Below are 25212 nucleotides of genomic sequence, written 5' to 3' on the forward strand. Positions count from 1 at the left end.
GTAGACATTAGGCATCGAAATAGTGAGTTTTCTCTTCATCAATCCAGCGAGTCATTAGAGCATTTTGACTATTATGCTCTGCTTCTAGCATTTTTGATGAGTAGTATCCCACCTGCTTGAGTAGGTAGGAATCTCTAACAATATCTGCAATTTTCATTGATGCAATACCCGTTTGCTGTGTCCCTAAAATTTCACCCGGACCACGCAGCTCTAAATCTTTTTGAGCAATCAAAAATCCATCGTTACTCTGACGAAGAATATCAAGCCTTTCTTTGGCTGTTTGACTAAGGGGTGATTGATACAGTAAGACACAAGCACTTTTTTCAGAGCCTCTTCCAACTCGGCCCCTTAGTTGATGAAGTTGGGCCAGACCAAGACGCTCTGCATTCTCGACAATCATCAGACTTGCATTGGGGACATTGACTCCAACCTCAATTACAGTTGTAGCAACAAGAAGGTTGGTTTTTCCTGAAGAAAAATCTGACATAATAATTTCTTTTTCTGACTTTGTTAAGCGCCCATGAATCATTACAACTTTTAGTTCTCTAAGGTTATCTTTGAGATATGTAAATGTTTTTTCAGCGGACTCCGCTCGAAGAGCTTCTGACTCTTCAATTAAAGTACACACCCAATAAATTTGACGTCCTTCCTTTGAAATTTGTTTAATTTTGGTAATTAATTCATCCCTTCGAGCATTACTTAGTGCAACAGTTTCAATTGTTTGGCGACCTGGAGGTAACTCATCAATAATTGAAGTATCTAAGTCAGCATAAGCGCTCATTGTCAATGATCTGGGGATTGGCGTAGCGGTCATGACTAATTGATGAGGTGTTAAGCTGGCTTTCTTAGAAAGTGATAGTCTCTGATGAACTCCAAACTTGTGCTGCTCATCAATGATCACTAATGCTAAATCCTCAAAGTAAACATTTTCTTGAAATAATGCATGAGTGCCAATAATAACTTTTGCTTTTCCATTTTCTATAAGACTTAAGTTATCTTTTCTTTCTTGAGTATTTTGAGAGCCTGAGAGAAAAGCAATGTGAATACCAAGTGGGGTGAGGTAGTTACTAAAATTTTGAAGATGCTGACGAGCTAGAATTTCAGTTGGCGCCATTACGGCAGTTTGGAAATTATTTTCAGCTGCTTGAAGAAGTGCAAACACTGCTACGATTGTTTTTCCAGAACCTACATCACCCTGGAGTAATCTATGCATTGGCTCAGAGGTTGATAGATCCTCATTAATTTGGCTAATGCATCGAGTTTGAGCGGAAGTTAGATCAAACTCCAGTGAGCTTAGAAGTTTATTGCTCAGTGCATTTTTAATAGAAATTTTTTTTGATTCTTTACTTTTTCTTGCTTCTTTAATTTTCAGAAGACTGAGTTGATGGGCTGCCAGCTCTTCAATAATTAATCTCTGCTGAGAAATGTGAGTAAAGGTTTCAATTTTCGATAAATCTTCATTTTTATTAGGGTGATGAAGCAAGAATAAAGAGTCTTTTAAGCTTGGCATCGTACTTTGTGTTATCTTTTCAAAATAATCATCAATTACGCTCGCTTTTAAGACGTCTAAAGCTTTATTTACCCATTGTTTCATTTTATTTTGACTAACGCCGGCGCAAAGAGGATAAACCGGTGTTAAGGTTGACTCAAGGAGTGGCTTTTGATCTTGCGAAATAATTCGATATTCAGGATGGTGCATTTCAAGGCCTTGGCGGCCGATTTTTATTTCACCAAAGCACTGCATAGTCTCACCGCGAATAAGTGCTTGCTTTTGGTACTGCGTAAAATGAAAAAATCGTAATAGAACTCTTTGGTTTTGATTATCCGATAAGTAACAAAGAAGCTGTCTCTGCCTTGCAGGAATGACTTCAATTCTATCAATCGTTACTTCAATTAGGATTTCGTCTTCAACACTTGCACTGGAAAGCGACGTTATAGTTGTTTTGTCTTGATAACGACTCGGCAAGTGAAACAGTAAGTGTTCAAGCGTATGAATCCCTAGTTGGTTTAACCTATCTGAAGTCTTCTGTCCTAATCCACTAATCGAAATAATTGGATCAGAGAGTGAAGGCATAAAATTAGAAACTGTAGGAGTTTGAGTCAGTTACCATTACGCCATCCATTTCAACGCTCACACCTTTTGGGAGTTCGTTTACACCAATAGCCGCCCTGGCTGGATATGGCTCTGTAAAGTAGGTAGCCATAATTTCATTTAATGTAGCAAAATTACTTAGATCTGTTAAGAAAATGTTAAGTTTAACGATATCGCTTAAGCTGCCTTTTGATTCTTGACACATGGCTAATAAATTCTTAAACACTTGGTGAATTTGCTCTTCAATGCCGCCTTCCACTACTTCCATTGTTTCAGGAACCAAAGGAATTTGCCCTGAAAGATAGATCGTAGTTCCGCCTGTAACAGCAATAGCTTGTGAGTATGTTCCTACTGCAGCAGGGGCCTTATTGGTGGAAATAATATGTTTTTTCATGATGATAGATTTAAGTAATAAATATGTTTTATTATATTCTGGATCGTCATTTTTTTGGAGAACTCTTTAATAGTTAATGTGTTGCAACATTAACGTCATATTTGAGACTCCAAATGATTAATCCAGCAAAAATGGATAAAATGAAGGCAAAAAATAATGATGAATTGTAGTTATTATATTGATCAAATAACCAGCCGGCAAGAGAAGGTGAAACTAAGCCCGCTGCTCCCCATGCGGTAAAAATTCTTCCATAGACCCAAGCTGAATAATCTGGTCCAAATACATGATTCACTAAGGTTGGATAAATTGCAATTAAGGCGCCATAAAGAGAAGCGATAAGAGTCAAAAATATTAACATTAGATTAATACTTGTAAATGATGAAAGGCTTAATAGGGCGAGAGAGCTTATGGTCAAAATTACTAAAATAGGGCGCTTGCAACCAAATCGATCTGCAAGCCAGCCAGCATATATACCTGCAATTCCACTTCCAAGAGCCATTAGGGAAATAGCAGTTATTGCAATTTCAGATGACCCTCCTGATGCTTTAATAATTGGCACTGCATGACCTATTGTCATAAGGCCAGCAAAAACACCAAGGAAAAAGGCCAGCCATAGCTTAATAATTTTTCCTTTAACACTTTGATTTTTGCCAATGGATTTTGTTTTTGCAGTTAAGTCTTTTTTTGCTAATCGAAAAAGAATTAAACTAATAATAATAACAATGGATAGTATTGAAACGCCAATCATGTAGCCAGCTTTAAAGTCAAAATAACTAAAAAGTAGTGGGTAAAGCATCGAGAAAATAACAGCACCGAATGCATAGGATGCTGACACAGCGCCAAGCACCAAGCCGAGCTTTTGGCTTGAGGTTACAGAGGAGGCTGCATACAGTGAAAATCCATAGCCTAAGCCACTTGCAAACCCAAAGCAAAAGCCATAGCCAACTATCCATCCAATCCAACTACCTGTATTTGATATAAGGACGCCAATTAAGGGCAATATTGCTATTAAAACGATGATCAATGATGGAGATAGTTTGTGATATAGGGTGGATCCAAAAAATACAGCAACTGTTACGCTGATTAACCCAGTTGAATAGATAAGACTTGATGCCATCCTACCTGCATTGATTTGCAGTTCAATACCTTCAATTAAAGTACTAAATGCATGAATAGTGCCCATACAAAAAGTAATCAATAGACATGAAATAATAACTAAGGATTGTTTATTCTTATCTAAAGGGGTACGTTTTTCCATTAATGAGACTATACATTAAGAATCATCAATGTGATAAAAATTAAAAGCTTTAGTGAGGGGTTATGCCTCGGATCTTTTCAGATCGACGGCGAAGCCATTCAAGTGTGGAAAGTAATACAATCGAGAAAATCACAAGAAGAGTGGCAGCAGCTAGAATCGTTGGACTTATCTCATTGCGAATTCCAGACCACATCTGTCTTGGCAGGGTGTATTGATCAGGGCCGCCAACAAAGAGAACAATAACGACCTCATCAAATGAGGTAATAAATGCAAATAGTCCGCCTGCAATAACTCCTGGAGCAATAAGAGGTGCTTGTATTTTGAAAAAATTCCTTAATGGTGTTCCGCCTAAACTTGAAGCAGCGCGCAGTAAGTTACTATCAAATCCAGAGAGTGAAGCAGAGACTGTTATGACAACAAATGGTATCCCTAAAATAGTATGGGCAATAATAAGGCCTGGTAAGGTTGCAACAAGGTTGACTTTAGCAAAAAAGAAAAACATTCCAGCAGCAGTAATGATAAGCGGGACAATCATTGGAGAAATCATAAGCGCCATTATTAAACGGTTAAACGGCATATGTCTATTAGACAAACCAAGTGCTGCGAGCGTGCCTAAGACACTGGCGAAGAAAGTGGCAAAAATTGCAATGATAGCGCTATTTTTAAAGCCAATCATCCACCTGTCTGTGCACACTGTTGTTCCTGAATTTTCAGAACAAATACCAAATAGTTCTTTGTACCAGCGAGTTCCATAGCCATCAAAGTTAAAAGACCAAGTCTCAAAGCTAAAGAATTTCATTTCAGGGCTAAATTGCAAGAAAACAGAATTAGTAAATGATAGTGGGATAACAACAATCAGCGGGGCAACTAAGAAAAACAATACAAGCCCACAAAATATCCTATAAGTATAGTGCCATAGTTTTTCTCGAGGTGTTGTGTAAGTAGGAAATTTCATGACTATCCCATTTTTAAGTTATCAAGGCCAATAAGTCTGTCATATGCCCAATATAGAACCAAAACTGCAGCGAGAAGAATTGCTCCCATAGCAGCAGCAAGACCCCAATTTAATGTTCTCTGCATTTCACGCGCAACAAAGTTACCAATCATTATTCCATCTTTTCCGCCAACCAATTCTGGCGTGATGTAGTAGCCAATGGCAACAATAAATACTAATATGCATCCAGCGCCAATACCTGGAACGGATTGCGGCATATAAACACGAATAAAGGCTCGCGTTGGCGTGGCCCCAAGATTTTGAGCTGCCTTCATGTAGCTTGGAGGTATTCCCTTCATGACGCTATAGATTGGCAAAATCATAAATGGCAGAAGTACCTGCGTCATTACAATAATGGTTCCAGTAAAGTTGTACATCATAGGAAGTCGATCTTCATCACTAAAACAAAGGTCAATATTGGTGGCACCAAAAAATGGCAGGTTCACCATTCCTTCAAAGCAAGGCAGAATGTACATTAAGGTGTCATTAACAACACCATTTTGCTGAAGCATAATCATCCAAGCAACAATTCTTACTAGGAGCGACGTCCAAAATGGCATCAATACGCATATCATTAATAGATTTGAGGTTTTCATTGGAAGTGTTGCTAGTAAATAAGCAACTGGATAGGCAAGCAGTAAACAGAAAATAGTCACCATCAGGCTTACTTGGAGAGTTCTAATCCAAATTGTATTATAAATTTTTAAATACTCTGCCTTCTGAATGATATTTTTATTGGCGTCATACTTCAGGTCAACAGCGTTTAGATAATAGCCCATCGTGTAGGGATCTTTCATTGCCCCTAATGACTGCCAGAATTCAACCTTAGCCCAGCGCTTATCTCTTTTAATCATCTTTTCTTTGTAGGGCGCTTCCCACTTAAAAGGTTTAACTTCTTCCTTTGATTTTTTATCAACCTTTAGAGCTTCTTTAACTGTTTTATTTATTAAACTTTTCCATCCAGAGAACTCATAAGTCATTCGAGTGCCAGATCTACCAAGTAAATTCTTACCAATATCATTACCTTCACTGTCTTTAATTTTTATTGTGGTTCTAATATCATTAACAACTGCGGCAAACATTTCTTCACTAGGGAGTTGGGATTTATCTTCCCATAATTCGTACTGAGCAAATGTCTGTGGAAATACATTATTAATTTGGATGTCATCAATACTTCTTGATAGAAGCGAGCCTATAGGCGTTACAAACATTAATAATAAGAATAATAGTGGGGGTAGAATTAACAGAAAAGAGCGAATTTTTGTTCTACGCAAAGATTTGCGTAAGCTTACTTTAAGCGGTACACCATCATTTGTTAGAAGTGGTTCTTGAGAATTTGTTATCGAAGTATCACTCATAAAATATTCATTAAATCTATAACTTGTTTGTTAGTTTTTAAAAAATAAAAACAGGTCGTTATAAAAACCGACCTGTTTTATTAAACGAGGTTAAATAAATAAGCTCGTTTTAGGTTAGCTACTTATTGAGCCATCCAAGCTGCATAACGATCATTTATTGCTTGACCACTATCTGCCCAGAAATCAGGATTGGCCATAATGCCACCTGCCATATGCTCATCAGTATTTGGCATATGCTCCATGATTGCTACACCAGTATTGAACCATGGCTCACCCGCTTGCATAATATCAAGACCAGATGTGCGCATAGGACCATAGTTGATCCACTTAGCTTGATCTGCTTGCGCCTGAGAGCTAGAAGCATGAACTAAGAAGTGCATAGCTGCAGCACGGTTTGGAGCACCTTTAAGAAGAACTAACCATTCCTCTTCAAGTACTTGTCCATCCCATACAGTAACATAGTCAGCGCCGTCATTAAGAACAGCACCACCGATACGGCCGTTATACGCTAGTGACATAGAAACCTCACCAGAATTAACTAGATCAAGTGGCTTAGCACCTGAAGACCAAAATACTACGTGATCTTTGATTGTGTCAAGTTTAGCAAAAGCACGATCTTGTCCTGCTTGAGTGCCTAATACATCATAGATATCATCAATAGCAACTCCGTCAGCATACAATGCCATCTCTGTTATTGCAGAAGCCCAAGTGTGAATACCACGCTTTCCTGGGAATTTTTCTACGTCAAAGAAGTCTTGTATAGTTGATGGTTGTTCACCTGAGAAGGTGTCAGCCTTGTGGAAAGGTACGTATGACCACCAAATTTGCGGAACTACGCAATCATTTGGAACCGGAACCATAGTATCATCATCCATTGCAACACCAGTAGGCGAAGGTAGGAACATGCTGCGATCTAGCTCTTCGAAAAGACCTTCATCACAACCAATACGAGCATCCGATGCAAGTACGTCAACGATATCCCACTGAACACTTCCAGATTCAACTTGAGCACGAACCTCACCCAAACCACCATTGTAACTAATCATATTTACATCTCCACTTGAGTATGTGTCAACGTAAGCTTTTTGTTGTGAAGCTGAATAGCCACCACCCCAAGAAACAAAAGTTACTTCTGCTTGGACTGCACCAGCCAACATCGCTGTTGAAATAGCACCGGCAATCAGAGTTTTTGTTATTACATTTTTCATATATTTCTCCTAAAGTTAAGTCTAAGCTCTAACCATCTAAAGCAAGACAATCTTCCAACATCCAACCAATATCAACTTGTTTACCTTTTTTGAGGTCAACATTATCAATTGAATTAGGAATTTTGACGATAAAATCGTCGTGTCCACACACACTAAAGCGTGTGCGAATATGGTCGCCATGATAGATAAGTTCTTCTACCTTGGCTGAATATGTGTTTGGTGTTTTTCCTTTCTTTGGTGCAACCATAATACGCTCTGGTCTTAATGATAATGTGGCACGATCTCCAACCTTGCCAACATTAACCTTGGTGGCAACAACGATATCTCCAGAGTCTGTTTTTACTGTGGCCGTATTTCCTTTAATAGCCTCAACGGTACCCATTAGGCGATTATTTTCACCAATGAAGTTTGCAACAAATGAGTTTTCAGGCTTTTCATAAAGATCTTCTGGAGAAGAGCACTGAAGAACCACACCATCATTAAAAACTGCAATTCGGTTCGACATTGTTAGCGCTTCAGTTTGGTCATGCGTTACGTAGACCACAGTTAATCCAAGACTTTCATGAAGGTGCTTAATTTCATACTGCATTTGCTCTCTTAAGTTTTTATCTAGAGCGCCTAAGGGTTCATCCATTAAAACTAAATCAGGATCAAAAACAAGTGATCTCGCTACAGCAACGCGCTGCTGCTGACCACCCGATAATTGCATTGGGCGTCTTTGGCCAAATTCACCGAGCTGAACCATATCCAGGGCGCGATTAACTTTTGCCTCTCTTTCAGCTTTGCCAAATTTGCGAACTTCAAGAGGGAATGATAAATTTTCAGCAACTGTCATGTGCGGGAAGAGGGCGTAGTTTTGAAATACCATACCAATGCCTCGTTTGTGCGGAGGAACATTGTTAATTGGCTTTCCTTTTAAATAAATTGTGCCATTAGTTGTTGGCTCAAATCCTGCAAGCATCATTAGGCAGGTCGTTTTACCAGAGCCAGATGGCCCAAGCATTGTAACAAACTCGCCTGGTGCAACGTCTAAATTGAAGTCTTTAACAACAAGTATTTCACCATCATAACTTTTTTGCACATTTTTAAACTTTACTAGCGGTTCTTTATTACTCATAGATAAACACTTTTTTTAAACAAAAATAAACACCAAAAGGCGGCTTTTAACCGTCTGTTTTAGTTACTAAATAATTACATTATATTAAACTTTTAGGTTTTATTCAAACTGCCTATTGAAGGCTTTGTATAAAGCTTAAATTGAGCTTAATTCAATAAAATTTTATATAACAAAACGAAATATACCATACATAATTAAGTGAGTGTTTCTAATATTGGTACAAATTACATTATGAATTCTACTAATTTAGTTATATTAAAGTATCAAAAGAGGTCTAATTCAATGTATTTATAGGTTTGATTACAGCCATACAAAAAAGGCAGCTTAAGCTGCCTTTTTTATTAAGAAAACTATACTAGTCTCCTACTTTTTCGCCCATAAGAGCAGTCATAATAAGAACAGTTATACCACCAGTGGTGATTGCTGAACTAAAAATACTTCCCATAAGCTTTCCAAATGTGCCGCCTATATTACTAGCTAGAGCTCCTGCGAACTGAGGAACTAATAAAACACCTAGACCCATACCAAAAGAAACAGCTAATATAAGCATATTACGACGATTCATATTTACTGTTGAAAGGATCTTGATTCCTGCCACCGCAACAGTTCCGAACATTACGATCGTAGCGCCGCCTAAAACAGAAGCTGGTAATGCTCTAAGGATTGATCCTACATGAGGGAATAGGCCCATAATAACAAGGATTATTCCAATCCAAACTCCTACATGCCTACTTGCAATACCAGTTAACTGAATTACGCCATTGTTTTGGCTAAATGTTGTATTAGGGAACGTATTAAAAGCAGCAGCAATTGCTGAATTAACGCCATCACCTAGAACACCGTTTTTGATTCGAGTTAAGTAACCTTCGCCCTTGATCTCTTGTTTTGATATCATGCAGTTAGCAGTAATATCGCCAGAAGATTCTATTGTGGTAATTATGTAAATTAACGCAATAGGTATAAAGGCAATAATATCAAAATCAAAGCCATATTTAAAAGGTATGGGTATGCTTATCACTTGCTGAACAGCGAACAATGAGCTGAAACTAATCTTACCCAAAACTGCTGCTACAACAAATCCTATAACTAGTCCAATAACGATCGATGATAAACGTATCCACTGATTGTTAGAACGATTCAATATAATGATTGAAATCATCACTATGAATCCTAGGGCTATATTAGTTAAAGAACCCCAAAACTCGGGTTTATTATCTAGTAGCCATTGTCCACCACCAAGATCTGTTAAACCAACCTTAATAAGGCTAATGCCAATAATAGTAATGACTGTACCCGTTACAATCGGAGTGATTAGTTTTCTAAGTTGCGGTAAAAACTGACTTAAGCCAATCTCTATAAACGCTCCTAAGAAACACACCCCCATTATCATTGCAAGAATTTCATCTGGTCCACCACCTTGAGCCTTCGCAAGAAAGCCAGCTGCAAGAACAGAGCTAAGAAACGCAAAACTTGTTCCTTGAACGCAGATCATTCCAGCACCAATATTCATTGGTTTTTTTGCTTGAATAATTGTTCCAACACCTGAAACCATAAGCGCCATACTTATAAGATAAGGTATCTGTTCACCTAGTCCAAGTGCACCACCAATGACTAAGGTTGGGGTTATTACGCCTACAAAGCTTGCAAGTACGTGTTGTAGTGCTGCAAAGAATTTTTCAGCGGTTGGCGGATTCGCCTCTAGCTCGTAAATTAATTCTGAATCTTGAGTCTCTCCATCGCTCATATTCATTCTCCTTTTATTGGTTAATATTGTTTATATTTATCCTACTTTGTGAAGTCATATTGAAGGTATTTTAATTGCCAACAACAATTCTTAACAACTAGCATATTACCATTAAATAATATTATTTATGGATAAATTTGACCTATAAAAAGAATCTTCTGAAGATAAAGTAATTAGGAGAAAGTTTAGTAGAATTGAGAAGATGGTGCCCGGAGCCGGAATCGAACCGGCACGCCCGTTAAAGGCGCAGGATTTTAAGTCCTGTGTGTCTACCAATTTCACCATCCGGGCGAAGAGGGATGAAGAACGAGAAATTATATACTATCGATAATATTTTTTTTATCAATTACTCATTAAGAAAAGCTAAAGAATTATTAAAACCTTTCCTCAAGCCATTTAATAAACTGCTTGGTTGTTTGATCGCGATTAATTTCATTTAAACTTTCATGACGAGTGCTCTCTAAAATCTTACAGGTGACATCAGAGAGTCCACTATTTTGAAGTTTTGTTGCTAGTTTTTTCATGTCACTTCCGTTTTGAGTGCATGGATCTTCAGCTCCACCAATAATATGCACTGGAAGAGCTTTAGGTAATTTTTGTATGTTTTTTTTATTGCCTGCATAGAAAATGCCACCCAGCACTTCTCTCCACATAGATATTGATACTTCAAACCCACAATAAGGGTCGTTGTCATATAGGTCCACTTCATTTTCATCCCGAGATAGCCAATCAGATTTAGTTCGGTTCGGTTTAAATTCTGAGTTCCAAGCCTCAAATGAAAGTTTCCAGGCAATTAAGCTTGGAAGATTTTGATTGCGAAAAAAGCCTTCTATCGCTAATATTATTCTTGAAGCTTGAGGCAAGAGGCCTGTTTCAATTCCACTATTCCAGCATGCAAGTGCATTGACTTGATTTGGATACTTTAATGCAAAGTTTAAATTAATGATTGAGCCAAGAGAATGTCCAAAGCAAATTATTGGCCTGTTAGGAAGCCTTTCTTTAATTAGATTTATAATTTCATTTTGATCTTCTAATACTTTATTGAGTCCATCAGATTTAGCAAACACACCTTGAGGCGCGTCATCGGCTATAGTTCGTCCATGACCTCTCATGTCATGAGCGAAAACTGCAAAGCCAGTGGCCGTTAACTTCAATGCAAATCGAGAGTACCTCTCAGAGTGCTCAGCCATTCCATGAGTTATATGGACCACAGCTCTAGCTTCACCCAAAGGTAAAAGGCTATGTAGATTAATTTTTGAGCCTGTTGGGCTTTGATGAATTTCGGTTTGCATAAAATTAATAATTTTATTCTTTAATTACTTATAAATAATATAGTAGCTTATTTAATAAATACGTACAAATAATAAATATTAATGATGCGATGAAACCTTTAACGCAGAAAGATAAATTATTTATGTAAAATTTATCTTTTATGAGTTTTAATTTCTTGAGGTTGTTTCTATAATGAGTTATGTATTAGCATTACTTTTGGGTTGGGTTGGATTCTCTCTTATTAAGAGACTCATGAGTCAAGGCTCAGTTAGCTCTTCAAAGAAAAAAACTGGGCAAAAAATGCTTGCATGTTCAGTTTGTGAAACTTACATTCCAGAGCAGGATGCTATTATTAAAAATGGTAAAATTTTTTGCTCTAAAGAGCATTCGGAGTAAATAAATGAAGTTTTTATTTGATTTTGGTCCCATAATCCTTTTCTTTGTTGTGTATAAATTCTTCGGACTTTACGCTGCTATATATGCAATGATTGCGTCAACCTTCGCGCAAATGATGTACGCCAGAATAACAACTGGAAAGTTTGTGACCTCACAGGTCCTTACTTTTATTTTGCTGATAGTTTTTGGCGGAATCAGTATTGCATTAAGAGATCCTGCATTCGTTATGTGGAAAGTAAGTGTTCTGTACGTAATATTTGCAATTGCACTGATCTGCAGTAACTGGATTGGAAGTAAGACGCTGCTCGAAAGAATGATGGGCAAAGAACTTGATCTTCCTAGAGCTATTTGGACTCGCTTAACTTGGTTTTGGGGTTTTGGTTTTGTAGGTATTGCAATTGTTAATGGCTATTTTGTAAATACTGCGCTTCTAGCCAGACAGAAATTTTTAGACAGCGGAATACTAGTCGACCCAAAGATAGACCTGAGTAACTTTGACTGCGCTCAAACGCCTCTAGAAAATCTGTGCTTATCGGCTCAAAGAACTGAAGAAGCCTGGGTAAACTTTAAATTATTTGGAACTCTAGGCCTTACTTTGATCTTAATAGTTATTACTGTGCTTTCAATTAGTAAGCATATCAAAGAAAAGCAGGCAGAGTCCTAATAGAAACTCTGTTGTCTTTAGTATTCAAATTCTTTACATTGGAGTAATTCTTGTCAATAATTGGTGCACTCGTTGCATACAAAGGGAAGCCGGCAAAGGTTGTTGCCTCAACTACCCATAAGTATGAAGTCAGTTTTTCTGATGGATCTTCACAAAAAGTGAGAGAAAAGGATTTTCGTTATATACATCCTGAGTTCTCAAATGTATCTGACCAATGCAGTAATGCAGATATAAGTATCTTGAATGATCTTCATGAAGAATCACTATCGCTTCAAGAAATAACTGAGTGGATTTTTGATGACTTTACTAGCCAAAATGCTTGGTGCGCTTACTTAATGTCTGAAGATGGTTTATACTTCTATTGGTCTAAAGATGCTTTAATGCTTCGCCCAATAGAGCAAGTCAAAATAATTCAAACACAAAGAAATGAAAAAGCTTTAGCAGCAGCAAGCCTAGAAAGATGTATTGTTAATTTAAATAACAATGTATTTGATAATGATGATATTGTTTGGATCAATGAAATAGAGCAAGTCGCCTTAAATCAATCAAAGCATAGCAAAGCAATGAGCGCTTTATCTATTGAAAATACTCCAGAAAAGGCTCATGAACTTCTTGTTAAGCTTAAGTACTGGTCTGAGCTTATGAATCCCTACCCACAAAGACATAAAGTTTATTTGGATGAGGAGGTTAAAGTTAAATCAAAAGAATTTTCAAGAAAAGACTTAACTCATCTAACCAGCATTGCCATTGATAATAGTGATTCTAGTGATGCAGATGATGCTATTAGCATTGATGGAGATAAACTTTGGATTCATATTGCAGATGTTGCAAGTTATGTGGATATTGATAGTGAGCTTGATATTTTTGCTCAAAAAAGAGCTTCAAATTTATATCTTCCTGATCAAATTCTACATATGCTGCCCCCAGAGTTATCTTCTTTTTGCTCTTTGGGTAGCAGTAAGATCTCAGATGCTATCTCCATTGGCTTAAGACTTGATAGCTCTGAAATAAGTGATATTGAGATACATTTGAGTGAAATAAAAGTTACAAATATGAGTTATGAGTATGCTGATAAAGTCATAAATGAAAATGACGTTTTATCTAAATTGAATGATATAGCTAGTTCTCATAAATCCTTTAGGAATGATAACGGTTCAATCAAATTAAATCTGCCAAATGTTGATGTTAAAGTTAAAGGTCAAAAGGTTTTTATTAGTCCTCAAGAAGATAGTAATAGTAGGGATTTAGTGGCTGAAATGATGGTGATTGCTGGACGAACAATTGCCCAATTTGCAGTTGAAAATGATATTTCAATGCCCTATCTAACTCAAGAGGCTGGGAGTTTCAGCGAAGATGTTGTTGATAATATACAAAATTTAACTATTGCAAAAGCATTTGAAGCTTCTAGAGGCTTTAAGAGATCTAAGGTTACAGTAAAGCCCTCTATACATTCAGGCTTAGGACTTTCAGCATATACAAGAGTTACGAGCCCAATGAGGCGCTATCTAGATTTATTAGTTCAGCAGCAATTAGTAAGGTTTTTAAGCAATCAACCAACTTTAGATGACAACGCTGTTAAAGATAGAATTAAAGTAATTAATTCTTTACTTCCTAAGGTCAATAAAGCAATTCGGCAAAGTATAGAGCATTATAAATGCCTCTATCTAAAGCAAAATAATTCTTGGGAAGGCGAGGGCGTTATTGTTGAAGTTAATGGTGAAAAGGCGCTAATAAATATTCCATCTCTTGCAATGATGACTCAAATAAAATTCAAATCAAAAATTAATATTGAAGATAAGGTAAAGTTAAAGGTCATCTCAATTAATCTTTTTGAGCGGTCAGTTAATTTCAAGCCACTCTAGGCTTTCACTTAATTTGATCGCATTGCCTTTGTTTTGAGACCAGTCACCCAAAACATAGCGTGTGTAATTTTTCATAGTATGAGTATTTTGACGATGAGTATGTCCATGAATTAAATCATGGTCTGGATACCCTGACATTAAAAGATCTGTTGCTTGCTGGTTTACATCCATAATATTTGAAGATTTATAGCTTTGAGCTTCTATACTTTTTTTGCGGAGCTGGCCCGTTAACTTAAGGCGAATATTTTTTGGTAAATGTAGAAAAATAAATTGAACTAATGAATTTCTAAGAATTTTTTTTAATTTTTGATAGTTAATATCATCAGTACAGAGACTGTCCCCATGAATAAGAAGAAACTTCTGTGCATTATGGTTAAGTTCATAAGGTTCTTTGATTAACTTACAGCCAGTTTCAGTTTCAAAATTATGTGAGAGCAGAAAATCTCGATTTCCAGCCATTACAAAGACCTTAGTTTCTTTTGTTAATTCTTTTAACGAGGAAATAATAGCATAGTGACTTTTAATTGAAACATCATCACCTAGCCAAGTATTAAATAAGTCCCCTAAAATAAATAACTGATCTACTTTGGACGCATAATCCTCACAGAACTTATTAAAAAAATTAACCTTATCACCCTCAACGTTTGTAAGGTGTAAATCAGAGATTATTAATGAAGTTAACATACTTTTATTGGCCAGAATTAATCTGGCCCCATAAAATTAATCTTTAATAGAGGCTTTGATAATCATTACAGCCTCACCAGGGACGTCGGAATGACCGCCTAAATTTATTGTTTCAACTTTTTCAATTTTATCAACAACATCTTTGCCTGCAACGACTTCACCGAAAACACAGTAGCCCCATCCATCTTGTCCAGGAAAATCTAAAAATTGATTGTCATTAACATTAATAAAAAACTGCGAACTGGCTGAATGTGGCGCGGCAGTTCTTGCCATAGCAAGACTATACTTAACGTTCTTTAGGCCATTTTTAGCTTCGTTTTCAATATTAGCTTTCGTGGGTTTTTGCTGCATATCTTCAGTCATGCCTCCGCCTTGCACCATGAAGCCAGGAATAACTCTATGGAAGATGGTTCCATCAAAAAAACCGTCTTCTACATAATCAGTGAAGTTCTTAGCTGAAATTGGCGCTTTATCCGCGTCAACATTGATATGAATTTCACCCATGTTCGTCTCTAAAATAATCATGTTTTGTCTCTGTTGATTTAAAAAAGAGAATTATAACTTATTTCATTAACAGTGCTTTCATTAAGAGCAACGTTCAAGTATAATTCCTTCCTTTTTAGCAATCAGATTAGGATTTGTTATGTACGCAGTCATTAAAACAGGTGGAAAACAATACAGAGTTACAGAAGGTGAGACTCTAAAAATTGAGAAGCTTGAAATAGAGCCTGGAAAGAAAGTAACCTTCGAAGAGGTCTTAATGGTCGCTGATGGTGACAAAGTACAAGTTGGCTCTCCACATGTTGCTAAAGCAAGCGTTGAAGCGAAAGTAATCTCTCAAGGCAAAGGCAAAAAAGTACACATTCTAAAATTCAGACGTCGTAAGCACTCTATGAAGCAACAAGGGCATCGACAGCTGTTTACTGAAATTCAAATTGATAAAATTAAGGCATAAGGGGTAATCTATGGCACATAAAAAAGCAGGCGGTAGTACTAATAACGGAAGAGATTCCGAGTCCAAAAGACTTGGAGTCAAGCGTTTTGGCGGCCAAGTAGTACTTGCTGGAAATATTTTAGTTCGCCAAAGAGGGACTAAATTTCATCCAGGCACTAACGTTAAGAAAGGTAAAGACGATACTTTGTTTGCAGTTGCGGACGGAAAAGTTCAGTTTGAAAAGAAGGGTAAATTTAATCGTCAATACGTTTCAATCCAGACAGCTTAGTATTTACTGTTACTTATTTTAAAAAGCGCCTTCTGGCGCTTTTTTATTATCAACCTCATTTATAATTACTTAATATGAAATATTCAATCGTTTTTCCAGGACAAGGCTCTCAATCTCTAGGCATGATGTCTGATCTTCGAAGTAATTTCTCAGTTGTTAATGAGATTTTTCAAGAAGCAAGTGACGCAATCAATGTAGATCTATGGAAGATTGTTAATGAAGATCAAGAACTATTAAACCTTACTGAGAACACTCAGCCAGTAATGCTTGCAGCCGGCTATGCAACATATAGAGTTTTGGCAGGCGAGGTTAATTTAACGCCTATCTCGATTGCTGGGCACAGCCTAGGTGAATATACGGCGCTTGTGGCTTCTGGTTCTTTAAGTTTTTTTGATGCAGCTCAATTAGTCAGAAAAAGGGCTGAACTCATGCAAGCCGCAGTGCCAAGCGGCTCAGGTTCTATGGCTGCTATATTGGGACTTGATGATTCAAAAGTCGTTGAAATATGCTCTATTGCTAATGAAAAGGGTGTAGTTGAGGCTGTGAATTTTAACTCACCAGGTCAAGTAGTTATTGCCGGTGAAAAAGACGCAGTAGCACATGCATGTGAGTTAATGAAAGAGGCTGGCGCAATGCGCGCTTTGGTCCTGCCAGTAAGCGTCCCATCTCATTGCTCACTTATGAAAGACGCTGCAATCGATTTTAAGCACTCAGTTGATAGTATTAATTTTCAAATGGGAAGTGAGAAAGTTCTCCATAATGTTGATGCGGATTATTCAAATAATATTGAAGAGATAAAGTATAAATTGGTTGAGCAACTTCATAAACCAGTTCTTTGGACTTCAATAGTTCAAAAAATGACAAGCTCAGGCGTAGAAAAACTTATTGAAACTGGCCCTGGAAAAGTTTTGTCTGGATTGACAAGGCGTATTGATAAGTCTCTTAGTAGTTCGGCTATAATAGATGTGACTTCATTAAATTCTACTATTGAGGAAATATTAAATGCTTAACGAAAAATTAGCCCTTGTAACCGGAGCAAGTAGGGGAATTGGCAGAGCCATTGCGCTGACTTTAGGTGAGGCGGGAGCTACTGTAATAGGAACAGCAACTAGTAATGAAGGCGCTGCAAATATCTCTAAAATATTTACTGAAAATAATATTCTTGGTAAAGGTATGAAGCTTAATGTAACCGATAATGAGCAAATTTCTGAGCTTTTAAAGAATATCACTGAAGATTATGGTTCTGTAGATGTACTGATTAATAATGCTGGCATAACACGTGATAATATTCTTGTCAGAATGAAAGAGGATGAGTGGAATGATATTATTAGTACTAATCTTACTTCTGTTTACAAGATGTCAAAATCTGTTTTAAGAGGTATGATAAAAAAACGATCTGGAAGAATTATATCTATTACCTCTGTAGTTGGTGCTATGGGAAATGCTGGGCAGTCCAACTATGCCGCTGCAAAAGCGGGAATTATGGGGTTTACAAAATCGCTGGCTAGAGAAGTAGGTGTAAGAGGGATTACTGTTAATGCTATTGCACCAGGCTTTATTGAAACAGATATGACAGATAGTCTGCCAGAAGATCAAAAATTAACACTGACCGCACAAATCCCTATGGGGAGATTAGGAACAACTAATGAGATTGCTCAGGCAGTTTTATTTCTTGCTGGGGATAGTGGTTCTTATATTACAGCTCAAACATTACATGTTAATGGAGGCATGTACACGCTTTAATTAGTTCTTAAGTTATTGGCTTTTCTTCTAGATTTAAAAAAAGTTTGAAGTATTACTTTACTTTCTTCTTCTAAAACCCCACCATCTACTTGAACTTTGTGAGTAAAGAAAGCTTCTGAAGTTAAGTTGGCTTTTGATCCACATACTCCAGTTTTTGGGTCTGGGGTACCAAAAACTATTCTTTCAATTCGAGCATGCATTATTGCTCCAAGGCACATTGCACATGGCTCTAGCGTAACATATAAGGTGGATCCTGATAGTCGATAATTTTTTAGTTTTCTACCAGCTTTTCGAAGAACCTCTATTTCTGCATGAGCGGTAGGATCATGATTTAAAATTGGCTGATTATGCGCCTTTGCAATTAGTTTATCTTTTTGAATAAGCACAGCACCCACTGGAATTTCACCTTTATTTTTAGCTAAATTAGCCTCAGAAATCGCAATTTTCATCCACTCTTCATCTTTATTCATAATTTAATTTTCACAAAAAATTTATAATTTAATTATTGTTTAATATTTAAAGCCAGTTTCCAGCATAAGCTAGTCTAATTGATATAATGAACATTACTATAGCTATTAAAAAGTCTAGCTTTCTCCATGAGTTTGGGTTTTGCATTATTGGTATTAATAGTTTTGCTCCATATGCAAGGCTGAAAAAGAAAACAAAACTAGCCAAAGAAGCACCAAATGCAAATGCAATTTTATGACCACTAGAAAATTGTTGAGATATAGATCCAATAAGTACCATAGTGTCTAAATAAACATGTGGATTAGCAAAAGTTAAAACGAAAAGAATGGATAGAGTTGATAGTAGATCTTTTGATGTTGATGATTCAATCTCAAGTAAAGAGTTGGATTTAAATACAGTTTTAAGTCTAATAAAACCATAACCAGCAAGCCAAATTGCGGAAAAACCGAAAAGTAAATCTGAAAATTGAGAAATAAAACTACTTAAAAAAAATGAAATACTGGCTATACCTATGCAAATTAGAAGGGCATCCGATAGCGAACAAAATAAAGCTACATATAAAACATGTTGACCAAGAATACCTTGTCTTAAAACAAAAGCATTTTGAGCCCCTATTGCTAATATTAAGGATATTCCAAGAAAAAAACCTGTTAAAAAAGCTTGAATCACAATATTTTAAAATGAAAGTACTTTGTCTGAAAAGTCTATTGTATATTCTTTAATGAACGGATTATTAGGCATATCTTGAGTGTTTGGAAGATTGGTTACTAATTGTCCACTTGTTTTTTCACAGGTAAAAGTGCATTCAATTGCAATAGGGGTGTTATTAACATTTAAAGGAGAATAATTATTACAATGGACATGAACTAGTTGAAGTGGAAATTTTTTTATAAACTTCTCAATTTTATCTAAGTGAAGGTCTAGGTCATGAAATTCTATTACAAGACCTTCAATGATTTCAGAGTTTACAATTAAATCATCTAGAAGACGATACTCCCATCCTTCTATATCAATTTTTAGATAAATATGTGAAAATTTTTCAACTTTCAATTTATTTAAGATTGTTGTTAGAGATATATAATCAGGAGGAAGATCAATGCCAACAAGTTTTTTACAATGAAATTTGTTTCCTTGAAAAAATTTTATGTAATTGTAAGATGTTTTAAACCAATGAAAAAATATTTTAGGCTTATTAAATCTAATAATATATTTGAAACATTTTTTTAAAAATTTTTTTAAACTTACAGTTTCATCATATATGTAAGTAGGAACTGAGTTTATAGAATTAAAGTCTTCTTCAAAGCTCCAGTCATCACTCATTCCAAGTCCTACAAGTGCATCTGAATTAGAAATATTTTTTTTATCTATGACATATCCACCATCATTATTTCCACCAACTCTTGCTAGCGAGTTTATTACTTTTGGTTGAAGAAATTTGGGAAGTATAGATTGAGTTTTCATATACTTATTACTCCCACTCAATGATAGCACACTTATAAGTCATTGATTTAAAAATACTTTCTAAAATGTTTGTACCAAGTTTGTACCAAATCGAGTGGTGGTCTAAATCAGATTTATTCATAATTTGTGGGATAACATCTTTCTCATACAAACAATGCACCTAATTATAAGTGTTTCTAATGTTTCACTTTCCATAATTAACTAATTCTTCTTACTTTTCCAAGTGCCACCATAATGATAAGAATCTTCAAACTTTGTTTTTACATCTGTAAGACATGTTTGACAAAGAAACACCCAATCAGTTAATTCTTGATATCTACATCTATATAAGACATCATTTGAGTCATTACAAACATAACAGTCTTTAGTTCTTACTCTCACAGATATGTCTTAGTAGGGTGCTTAACAAAGTACCCATCACAAACACTCAAAAGTATCTGTTTTGCACCCCAGTTCTTTTGACTACCACCGATCAATTCAAATATAACTCGTCCATCTGCCCCTGAATGTCTTCCTTTTGCAGTTCTAGTATCTGTACCTCGTATGTAATTGTCTTTATGAGTAAGGATTTCTTGATTTGAGGGATTATCTTCAAGTTTTAATGCCCCTAAAAATATTACACTACTTGAAAATAGGGCACAATAAATTTGGATATTCAAATTTCTCTGACGACAAATCAATATCCCTGTCAAGGAACTCTCTTGCTACATCGTCTGTAAACTCATTATTTTTGGTGTAACGCACCTCAAGACTTTTGTCTTGCTGAACACTCGACATAGAGAAAATTCGACCGTCTTTTAAAGTTTGTACCAGTCCTTCTTGTGCAACCAAAACAGAACGCATAGTGAAATCAAACTGACTATCCGAGTCTTGGAGTTTTGGAACACAGTGGAACAACATGCCTCCACTGTCCAACCCTTTACTCAACATATGGATTGTCGCACCAACATAAGATGGATTTCCATCATACAGTGCCCAAAAGTTGCATGATGAACCCCTATAATAGGGAGATAAACCCATGTGGATGTTGATTGCTTTCTTGTCCACCAAAAAATCAATCAACCAACCTTTTATGTAACTTGCACCAAATACAATAAACACATCTGATGAAAGTGCATTACCTAATTGTTTTTCACTTAGAAGGTTGAGGTCACCACCTTTAATAGCAAGTGTTCTCACATTATTTGGGAGGAAATCAACATCTCCAAATATTTTTTTCTCGGACTGAATCACATTACTAAAGTAATCCTGCATTACCTCAGTTTTCTGAAAAAAACCAGAAACTTTACCTGGGAAAATAGTGTTTACTTCACTAACGAAATAGACTGTATCTGCGAACTGTGCAAATTCTCTAGCAAGATTTAGATGTCTTGGTTGATTACTGCTAAATACCGTGACTCTCAATGCTTCATCTCTTTGAAAACATTCGCATGGTCTTCTCTGGGAATTTCTAGTGGACTTTTAATCTCTTTAACACTCATGCTTGAACGAAAACCAATTTGTATTCCCATTTCTTTAAGTAAACTTAATGTATCCAAATTATAGTCTCCACATGGATGAGACATTGAAGTTATCTCTGAAGTTTTTAACACCTTGCTTAGATGAGTAAAATTTTGCTGGTATTCTTTCAACTGCTGGTCTGCAGTTAATTTACTCATTTGTGTTGGATGGGAATAAGAATGAAGTCCAACAACATGCCCATTTTCATGAATTTTTAAGAGTTCATCTTCTCCCAACCATAATTTTTTCTTTACCTCATTAATATCGAAACTTTTCTCAGATATTATCTCCAACATGATATTCGTATATTTTTCATTACCTAAATATTGGTCACGAAGATATCTAAACCATTTGTCATTTTCTGTATAAAAAGGGAAAGCAGATGAATAATTACCCAGAGAAGAATATTGATTCTGCTGACTCAAATATTCATCCTTATCATTCTGGATTAAAAAGTCAAAAAAATAATTATAAAACTCGTCCACACTATCAAATTTATTAGTCCGAAAATATCGAAAAATTTCCAAAAAATCGGGTTTATCAGAGAATGCAGACGAATATACAAAGAAAAATGCATGAATATTGTTTTTTCTTAATACAGGAAGTGCAACATCATATTGGCATTTTAGTGCGTCATCAAAAGAAAGACATATATCTGTATTCTTGAGAGTTTGGGAAAGGAATCTATCGATATATTCCTGTGCATCCAGTATGTCATATCGATCTCTTAACCAACTAATCATCAAGTCAAATTCTGAAGCACTTAGACTTCCTTGTGAAGGTAAATGAAAGTCATCATGAAAGTGATGGAACATTACAGAATGGGTCATAAGAATATTTTGCTTATAATTAAAATTATTATAAAAAGCATTATATATAGTTAGTCATGAATCCAAAATCTAATATTGGTAAGGTTCATTGCCGAATTATATTCCAATATGAACTTTGTCGAAGTGTGATTTATTTCTTACATCTAATCACATAGATATTTGAAATTGAGAACCCTTATCCAATGCGACTATTCCCACTCAATGGTTGCACTTTCTACAACCTTTGCTGTGATTAACTTGTAGAGGGAGTAATAATACTTTGACATATCTTTGACACAACGATTATCTATGGTAGAAGTATTTCCGTTCATTTTGAGTGTACTGTGTCAAACTTTGATACGATTATACTGACTTTGTTATTACAAATATGACTTGGTAGAGTGTTTGACAAAATATCCATCACAAACACTTAAAAGTATTTGTTTCGCACCAAATGATTTCTTACTGCCTCCAATAAACTCAAATATAACTCTTCCTTCCGTTCCTTATAAAGTGCGTAAGTAGACTTTACTAATAAAATTTATAATGTTTTGAATGGAGATAAAGTCTTATGAACAATTGAATAATGAATTTTTTTAAACCAAATACTTAAATACATTCGCTTGAGTAATTTTAATTCTCCTTTTATTGATCTAGACTTAAATTTTAATTCTTTTGGAATATACCAACAGTTCCTATTTAATCGTTGCACTAATTTGTAACCATTTTTTTTCAAGAATAAGTGTTTTTTTAAATATAAATGTTTATCTTCTAGTAAGATTAATTTTGGGTAATATAAATTAAAATCTAGACCTAATAATACTTCCAATTCGGCACCTTCAACATCAATAGAAAGAAAGTCAATTTTATTAATTTTTCTTTTTTGTAAAATGTTAGTTAATGTATCCCCCTTAACCTTAATTGTATTATGAAACCTATGAATATGTCTACTTTCGTCGGCATTTTTTTCTAAAGACGCATGACCAGTTAACTCTTGATTATTTCCATCTAATGGAATATTTAAAATTAAAGTCTTTTTATTGCCTGGAAAGGTGCATGCTAACTCACAAACTATTGCCTGAGGTCTTAATTTTATTGCCTTATGATAGAGAATTGGATTAGGTTCAATCAGCACACACTTCCAGTTAAGTTTTTCCTCTAGATGTAATGATTGTGATTCGATTGATATAGGTTCATTTGCTCCAACTTCTACGCAAACTCCATTTTTAACATGATTGAAAAATTTCCTAATTTTAAGTTTTTCGTTTTCCTCATCTTCCTGAATTTTTTTTGAAAATTTTTCCATGGATTGCTTTTTTTAATTATTTTAAGTGTTTTATCAAAACTTGATTACTCCCACTCAATAGTGGCAGGTGGCTTCCCTGATATGTCATATACAACTCTTGAAACTCGAGAGATTTCGTTCATGATCCTATTAGAAACATGATCTAAAAACTCATATGGCAGTCTTGCCCATCGAGCTGTCATAAAATCAATTGTCTCCACAGCACGAAGTGATATAACATAATCATATCTTCTTTCATCACCAGTAACCCCAACTGATTTGATAGGCAAGAAGACTGCAAAGGCTTGATCAACTTTATCGTATAATTTATGATTATTTAGCTCTTCCATAAAAATTTGATCAGCTTGCCTAAGAATTTCGGCAAATTCCTCTTTTACAGTGCCAAGAATTCTTACACCTAGACCTGGTCCTGGAAAAGGATGGCGATTGAGCATTTTTTTAGGCAGTCCAAGTTTTAAACCTATAGTTCTTACTTCATCTTTAAAGAGTTCTTTTAGAGGTTCAACTAAATCAAATTTAATATCATCTGGCAAGCCTCCAACATTATGATGAGATTTAATAACTTTTGCTTTGCCTGAGGTAGTGCCCGCAGATTCAATAACATCTGGATAAATAGTTCCTTGAGCTAAGAACTTAATGTTTTTTATTTTTTTTGCTTCGTGGTCAAATATTTCTATGAATGCTTTACCTATAATTTTTCTCTTTAATTCAGGATCAGCTTCGTTTGAAAGCTTGTCATAAAAATATTGTTGAGCATTTGCTCTAATAACCTTCACCCCCATATTTTCACTGAAAGTTCTCATAACTTCATTGCCTTCATTATGCCTTAGTAACCCATTATCTACAAAAACACAAGTTAACTGGTCGCCAATAGCTTGATGAAGTAGAATGGCAACAACTGATGAGTCGACTCCACCTGACAATCCTAAGAGAACTTTTTTATTACCAACTTGTTTCTTTATGTTGACTAATAGATCTTTAATAATATTGTCAGTAGTCCAATTTTTATTGCATTTACAGATATCTGTAACAAATCTTTCTAAAATCTGAATTCCTTGCTTTGTATGAGTTACTTCTGGATGAAATTGGAGTCCAAAGTAATTTTTTTCTTTATTTACAAATCCTGCAATTGGACAATTATCAGTAGATGCTATTAATTCAAAATTTAAGGGTAATCTTGTTACTTCTATTCCATGACTCATCCAAACATCTAGAAGTCCATGTCCATCTAGGTTGGTTTCATCACTAATTCCAGTTAAAAGTTTCGAGTGATTTCTGGCGCGTATTTGTGCAAAACCAAATTCTGCTTTTTGAGAATTCCTTGCCTCACCTCCAAGCTGCACTGCCATAGTTTGCATACCATAGCAGATTCCTAATATAGGTACATTTAATTCAAAAACAATATTTGGCGCTCTTGCTGAGCCAATATCACTAACTCTATCTGGGCCTCCTGAGAGAATAATGCCACTTGGATTGAAATTTTCAATAAAATATGGCTTTACATCATAAGGCAATAATTCACAGTAAACACCAATTTCCCTTATTCTTCTGGCGATTAATTGGGTGTATTGAGAGCCAAAATCGAGAATTAGAATTTTATGATGATGAATTGTAGACATAAAAAAACTTGCTTTAGAAAAATCAATTATTTATATATGC

General features: G+C 35.6%; 27 protein-coding genes and 1 tRNA gene. 7 read left to right on the forward strand and 21 right to left on the reverse strand.

The window, feature by feature from the left end; genetic code table 11:
- Positions 1 to 7: 7 nt before the first annotated feature.
- The 10 genes from recG to ABXT69_RS01445 all read right to left on the reverse strand — a co-directional run bounded on the left by recG (position 8) and on the right by ABXT69_RS01445 (position 11457).
- Positions 8 to 2074, reverse strand: a complete 2067-nt coding sequence (gene recG, locus ABXT69_RS01400; RefSeq protein WP_416678498.1) for an ATP-dependent DNA helicase RecG — start codon at positions 2072 to 2074, stop codon at positions 8 to 10.
- Positions 2075 to 2078: 4 nt separating this feature from the next.
- Positions 2079 to 2486, reverse strand: a complete 408-nt coding sequence (locus ABXT69_RS01405) for a RidA family protein (protein WP_416678499.1) — start codon at positions 2484 to 2486, stop codon at positions 2079 to 2081.
- 73 nt (positions 2487 to 2559) lie between these two features.
- Entirely contained in the window at positions 2560 to 3744 is a 1185-nt protein-coding gene (locus ABXT69_RS01410) for an MFS transporter (protein ID WP_416678502.1), read from the reverse strand.
- A 49-nt stretch (positions 3745 to 3793) separates the two neighbouring features.
- Positions 3794 to 4699, reverse strand: coding sequence for an ABC transporter permease (locus ABXT69_RS01415; protein WP_416678504.1), 906 nt, complete (start codon positions 4697 to 4699; stop codon positions 3794 to 3796).
- Positions 4700 to 4701: 2 nt separating this feature from the next.
- Entirely contained in the window at positions 4702 to 6096 is a 1395-nt protein-coding gene (locus ABXT69_RS01420; RefSeq protein ID WP_416678505.1) for an ABC transporter permease, read from the reverse strand.
- Between the two features lie 122 nt (positions 6097 to 6218).
- Positions 6219 to 7304 carry an extracellular solute-binding protein gene (locus ABXT69_RS01425; protein ID WP_416678507.1) on the reverse strand — a complete coding sequence of 362 codons (1086 nt, stop codon included), beginning with the start codon at positions 7302 to 7304 and terminating at the stop codon, positions 6219 to 6221.
- Positions 7305 to 7332: 28 nt separating this feature from the next.
- Positions 7333 to 8421 carry an ABC transporter ATP-binding protein gene (locus tag ABXT69_RS01430; protein WP_416678508.1) on the reverse strand — a complete coding sequence of 363 codons (1089 nt, stop codon included), beginning with the start codon at positions 8419 to 8421 and terminating at the stop codon, positions 7333 to 7335.
- Between the two features lie 355 nt (positions 8422 to 8776).
- Positions 8777 to 10165, reverse strand: a complete 1389-nt coding sequence (locus ABXT69_RS01435) for a uracil-xanthine permease family protein (protein ID WP_416678511.1) — start codon at positions 10163 to 10165, stop codon at positions 8777 to 8779.
- Between the two features lie 203 nt (positions 10166 to 10368).
- Positions 10369 to 10456, reverse strand: a tRNA-Leu gene (locus ABXT69_RS01440).
- An 83-nt stretch (positions 10457 to 10539) separates the two neighbouring features.
- Positions 10540 to 11457, reverse strand: a complete 918-nt coding sequence (locus ABXT69_RS01445; protein ID WP_416678514.1) for an alpha/beta fold hydrolase — start codon at positions 11455 to 11457, stop codon at positions 10540 to 10542.
- A gap of 172 nt (positions 11458 to 11629) precedes the next feature.
- On the opposite strand from ABXT69_RS01445, the gene ABXT69_RS01450 reads away from it, so the two are divergent.
- Genes ABXT69_RS01450 through ABXT69_RS01460 form a run of 3 tightly spaced genes read left to right on the forward strand, consistent with a single transcriptional unit; the run spans position 11630 to position 14359 of the window.
- Entirely contained in the window at positions 11630 to 11833 is a 204-nt protein-coding gene (locus ABXT69_RS01450; protein ID WP_416678515.1) for a PP0621 family protein, read from the forward strand.
- 4 nt (positions 11834 to 11837) lie between these two features.
- On the forward strand, positions 11838 to 12497 hold the full coding sequence (locus ABXT69_RS01455) for an inner membrane-spanning protein YciB (protein ID WP_416678517.1): 660 nt from the start codon (positions 11838 to 11840) through the stop codon (positions 12495 to 12497).
- Positions 12498 to 12547: 50 nt separating this feature from the next.
- Positions 12548 to 14359, forward strand: a complete 1812-nt coding sequence (locus ABXT69_RS01460) for a ribonuclease catalytic domain-containing protein (RefSeq protein WP_416678519.1) — start codon at positions 12548 to 12550, stop codon at positions 14357 to 14359.
- Here ABXT69_RS01460 and ABXT69_RS01465 read toward each other — a convergent pair.
- Both ABXT69_RS01465 and ABXT69_RS01470 read right to left on the reverse strand, forming a co-directional pair.
- A complete protein-coding gene (locus tag ABXT69_RS01465; protein WP_416678521.1) occupies positions 14336 to 15043 on the reverse strand; it encodes a UDP-2,3-diacylglucosamine diphosphatase in 708 nt (235 codons plus the stop codon). The genes ABXT69_RS01460 and ABXT69_RS01465 overlap by 24 nt on opposite strands.
- Positions 15044 to 15079: 36 nt before the next feature.
- Positions 15080 to 15568 (reverse strand): peptidylprolyl isomerase, encoded by a 489-nt coding sequence (locus ABXT69_RS01470; RefSeq protein ID WP_271541773.1) that lies wholly within the window; start codon positions 15566 to 15568, stop codon positions 15080 to 15082.
- A 118-nt stretch (positions 15569 to 15686) separates the two neighbouring features.
- Here ABXT69_RS01470 and rplU point away from each other — a divergent pair, with 118 nt between their 5' ends.
- The 4 genes from rplU to fabG all read left to right on the forward strand — a co-directional run bounded on the left by rplU (position 15687) and on the right by fabG (position 18009).
- A complete protein-coding gene (rplU, locus tag ABXT69_RS01475; RefSeq protein WP_416678523.1) occupies positions 15687 to 15998 on the forward strand; it encodes a 50S ribosomal protein L21 in 312 nt (103 codons plus the stop codon).
- A 10-nt stretch (positions 15999 to 16008) separates the two neighbouring features.
- Positions 16009 to 16266, forward strand: coding sequence for a 50S ribosomal protein L27 (gene rpmA, locus ABXT69_RS01480; protein ID WP_271541775.1), 258 nt, complete (start codon positions 16009 to 16011; stop codon positions 16264 to 16266).
- Between the two features lie 74 nt (positions 16267 to 16340).
- Positions 16341 to 17276 carry an ACP S-malonyltransferase gene (gene fabD / locus ABXT69_RS01485; RefSeq protein ID WP_416678524.1) on the forward strand — a complete coding sequence of 312 codons (936 nt, stop codon included), beginning with the start codon at positions 16341 to 16343 and terminating at the stop codon, positions 17274 to 17276.
- Entirely contained in the window at positions 17269 to 18009 is a 741-nt protein-coding gene (gene fabG / locus ABXT69_RS01490) for a 3-oxoacyl-ACP reductase FabG (protein ID WP_416678526.1), read from the forward strand. The genes fabD and fabG overlap by 8 nt, the downstream gene beginning before the upstream one ends.
- Here fabG and tadA read toward each other — a convergent pair.
- The 9 genes from tadA to guaA all read right to left on the reverse strand — a co-directional run bounded on the left by tadA (position 18006) and on the right by guaA (position 25172).
- The gene (gene tadA / locus ABXT69_RS01495) at positions 18006 to 18479 is read right to left on the reverse strand and encodes a tRNA adenosine(34) deaminase TadA (protein WP_416678527.1); all 474 of its coding nucleotides are present in this window, start codon (positions 18477 to 18479) and stop codon (positions 18006 to 18008) included. The genes fabG and tadA overlap by 4 nt on opposite strands.
- Positions 18480 to 18525: 46 nt before the next feature.
- Entirely contained in the window at positions 18526 to 19146 is a 621-nt protein-coding gene (locus tag ABXT69_RS01500; RefSeq protein ID WP_416678528.1) for a LysE/ArgO family amino acid transporter, read from the reverse strand.
- A gap of 6 nt (positions 19147 to 19152) precedes the next feature.
- The gene (locus ABXT69_RS01505) at positions 19153 to 19938 is read right to left on the reverse strand and encodes a hypothetical protein (RefSeq protein WP_416678531.1); all 786 of its coding nucleotides are present in this window, start codon (positions 19936 to 19938) and stop codon (positions 19153 to 19155) included.
- 201 nt (positions 19939 to 20139) lie between these two features.
- A complete protein-coding gene (locus ABXT69_RS01510) occupies positions 20140 to 20319 on the reverse strand; it encodes a hypothetical protein (protein ID WP_416678533.1) in 180 nt (59 codons plus the stop codon).
- The gene (locus ABXT69_RS01515) at positions 20316 to 20597 is read right to left on the reverse strand and encodes a hypothetical protein (RefSeq protein WP_416678535.1); all 282 of its coding nucleotides are present in this window, start codon (positions 20595 to 20597) and stop codon (positions 20316 to 20318) included. Before ABXT69_RS01515 ends, ABXT69_RS01510 begins: the two co-directional genes overlap by 4 nt.
- Complete coding sequence (locus tag ABXT69_RS01520) at positions 20560 to 21342, reverse strand: formyltransferase family protein (protein ID WP_416678538.1); 783 nt, start codon at positions 21340 to 21342, stop codon at positions 20560 to 20562. Before ABXT69_RS01520 ends, ABXT69_RS01515 begins: the two co-directional genes overlap by 38 nt.
- Positions 21339 to 22268, reverse strand: a complete 930-nt coding sequence (locus ABXT69_RS01525; protein WP_416678540.1) for a polysaccharide deacetylase family protein — start codon at positions 22266 to 22268, stop codon at positions 21339 to 21341. The genes ABXT69_RS01520 and ABXT69_RS01525 overlap by 4 nt, the downstream gene beginning before the upstream one ends.
- Before the next feature lie 520 nt (positions 22269 to 22788).
- The gene (locus ABXT69_RS01530) at positions 22789 to 23553 is read right to left on the reverse strand and encodes an FkbM family methyltransferase (protein WP_416678541.1); all 765 of its coding nucleotides are present in this window, start codon (positions 23551 to 23553) and stop codon (positions 22789 to 22791) included.
- Positions 23554 to 23597: 44 nt separating this feature from the next.
- Complete coding sequence (gene guaA / locus ABXT69_RS01535) at positions 23598 to 25172, reverse strand: glutamine-hydrolyzing GMP synthase (RefSeq protein WP_416678542.1); 1575 nt, start codon at positions 25170 to 25172, stop codon at positions 23598 to 23600.
- Positions 25173 to 25212: the final 40 nt, after the last annotated feature.

Source organism: Candidatus Pseudothioglobus sp. Uisw_016 (assembly GCF_048087635.1).
Taxonomy (GTDB): domain Bacteria; phylum Pseudomonadota; class Gammaproteobacteria; order PS1; family Pseudothioglobaceae; genus Pseudothioglobus.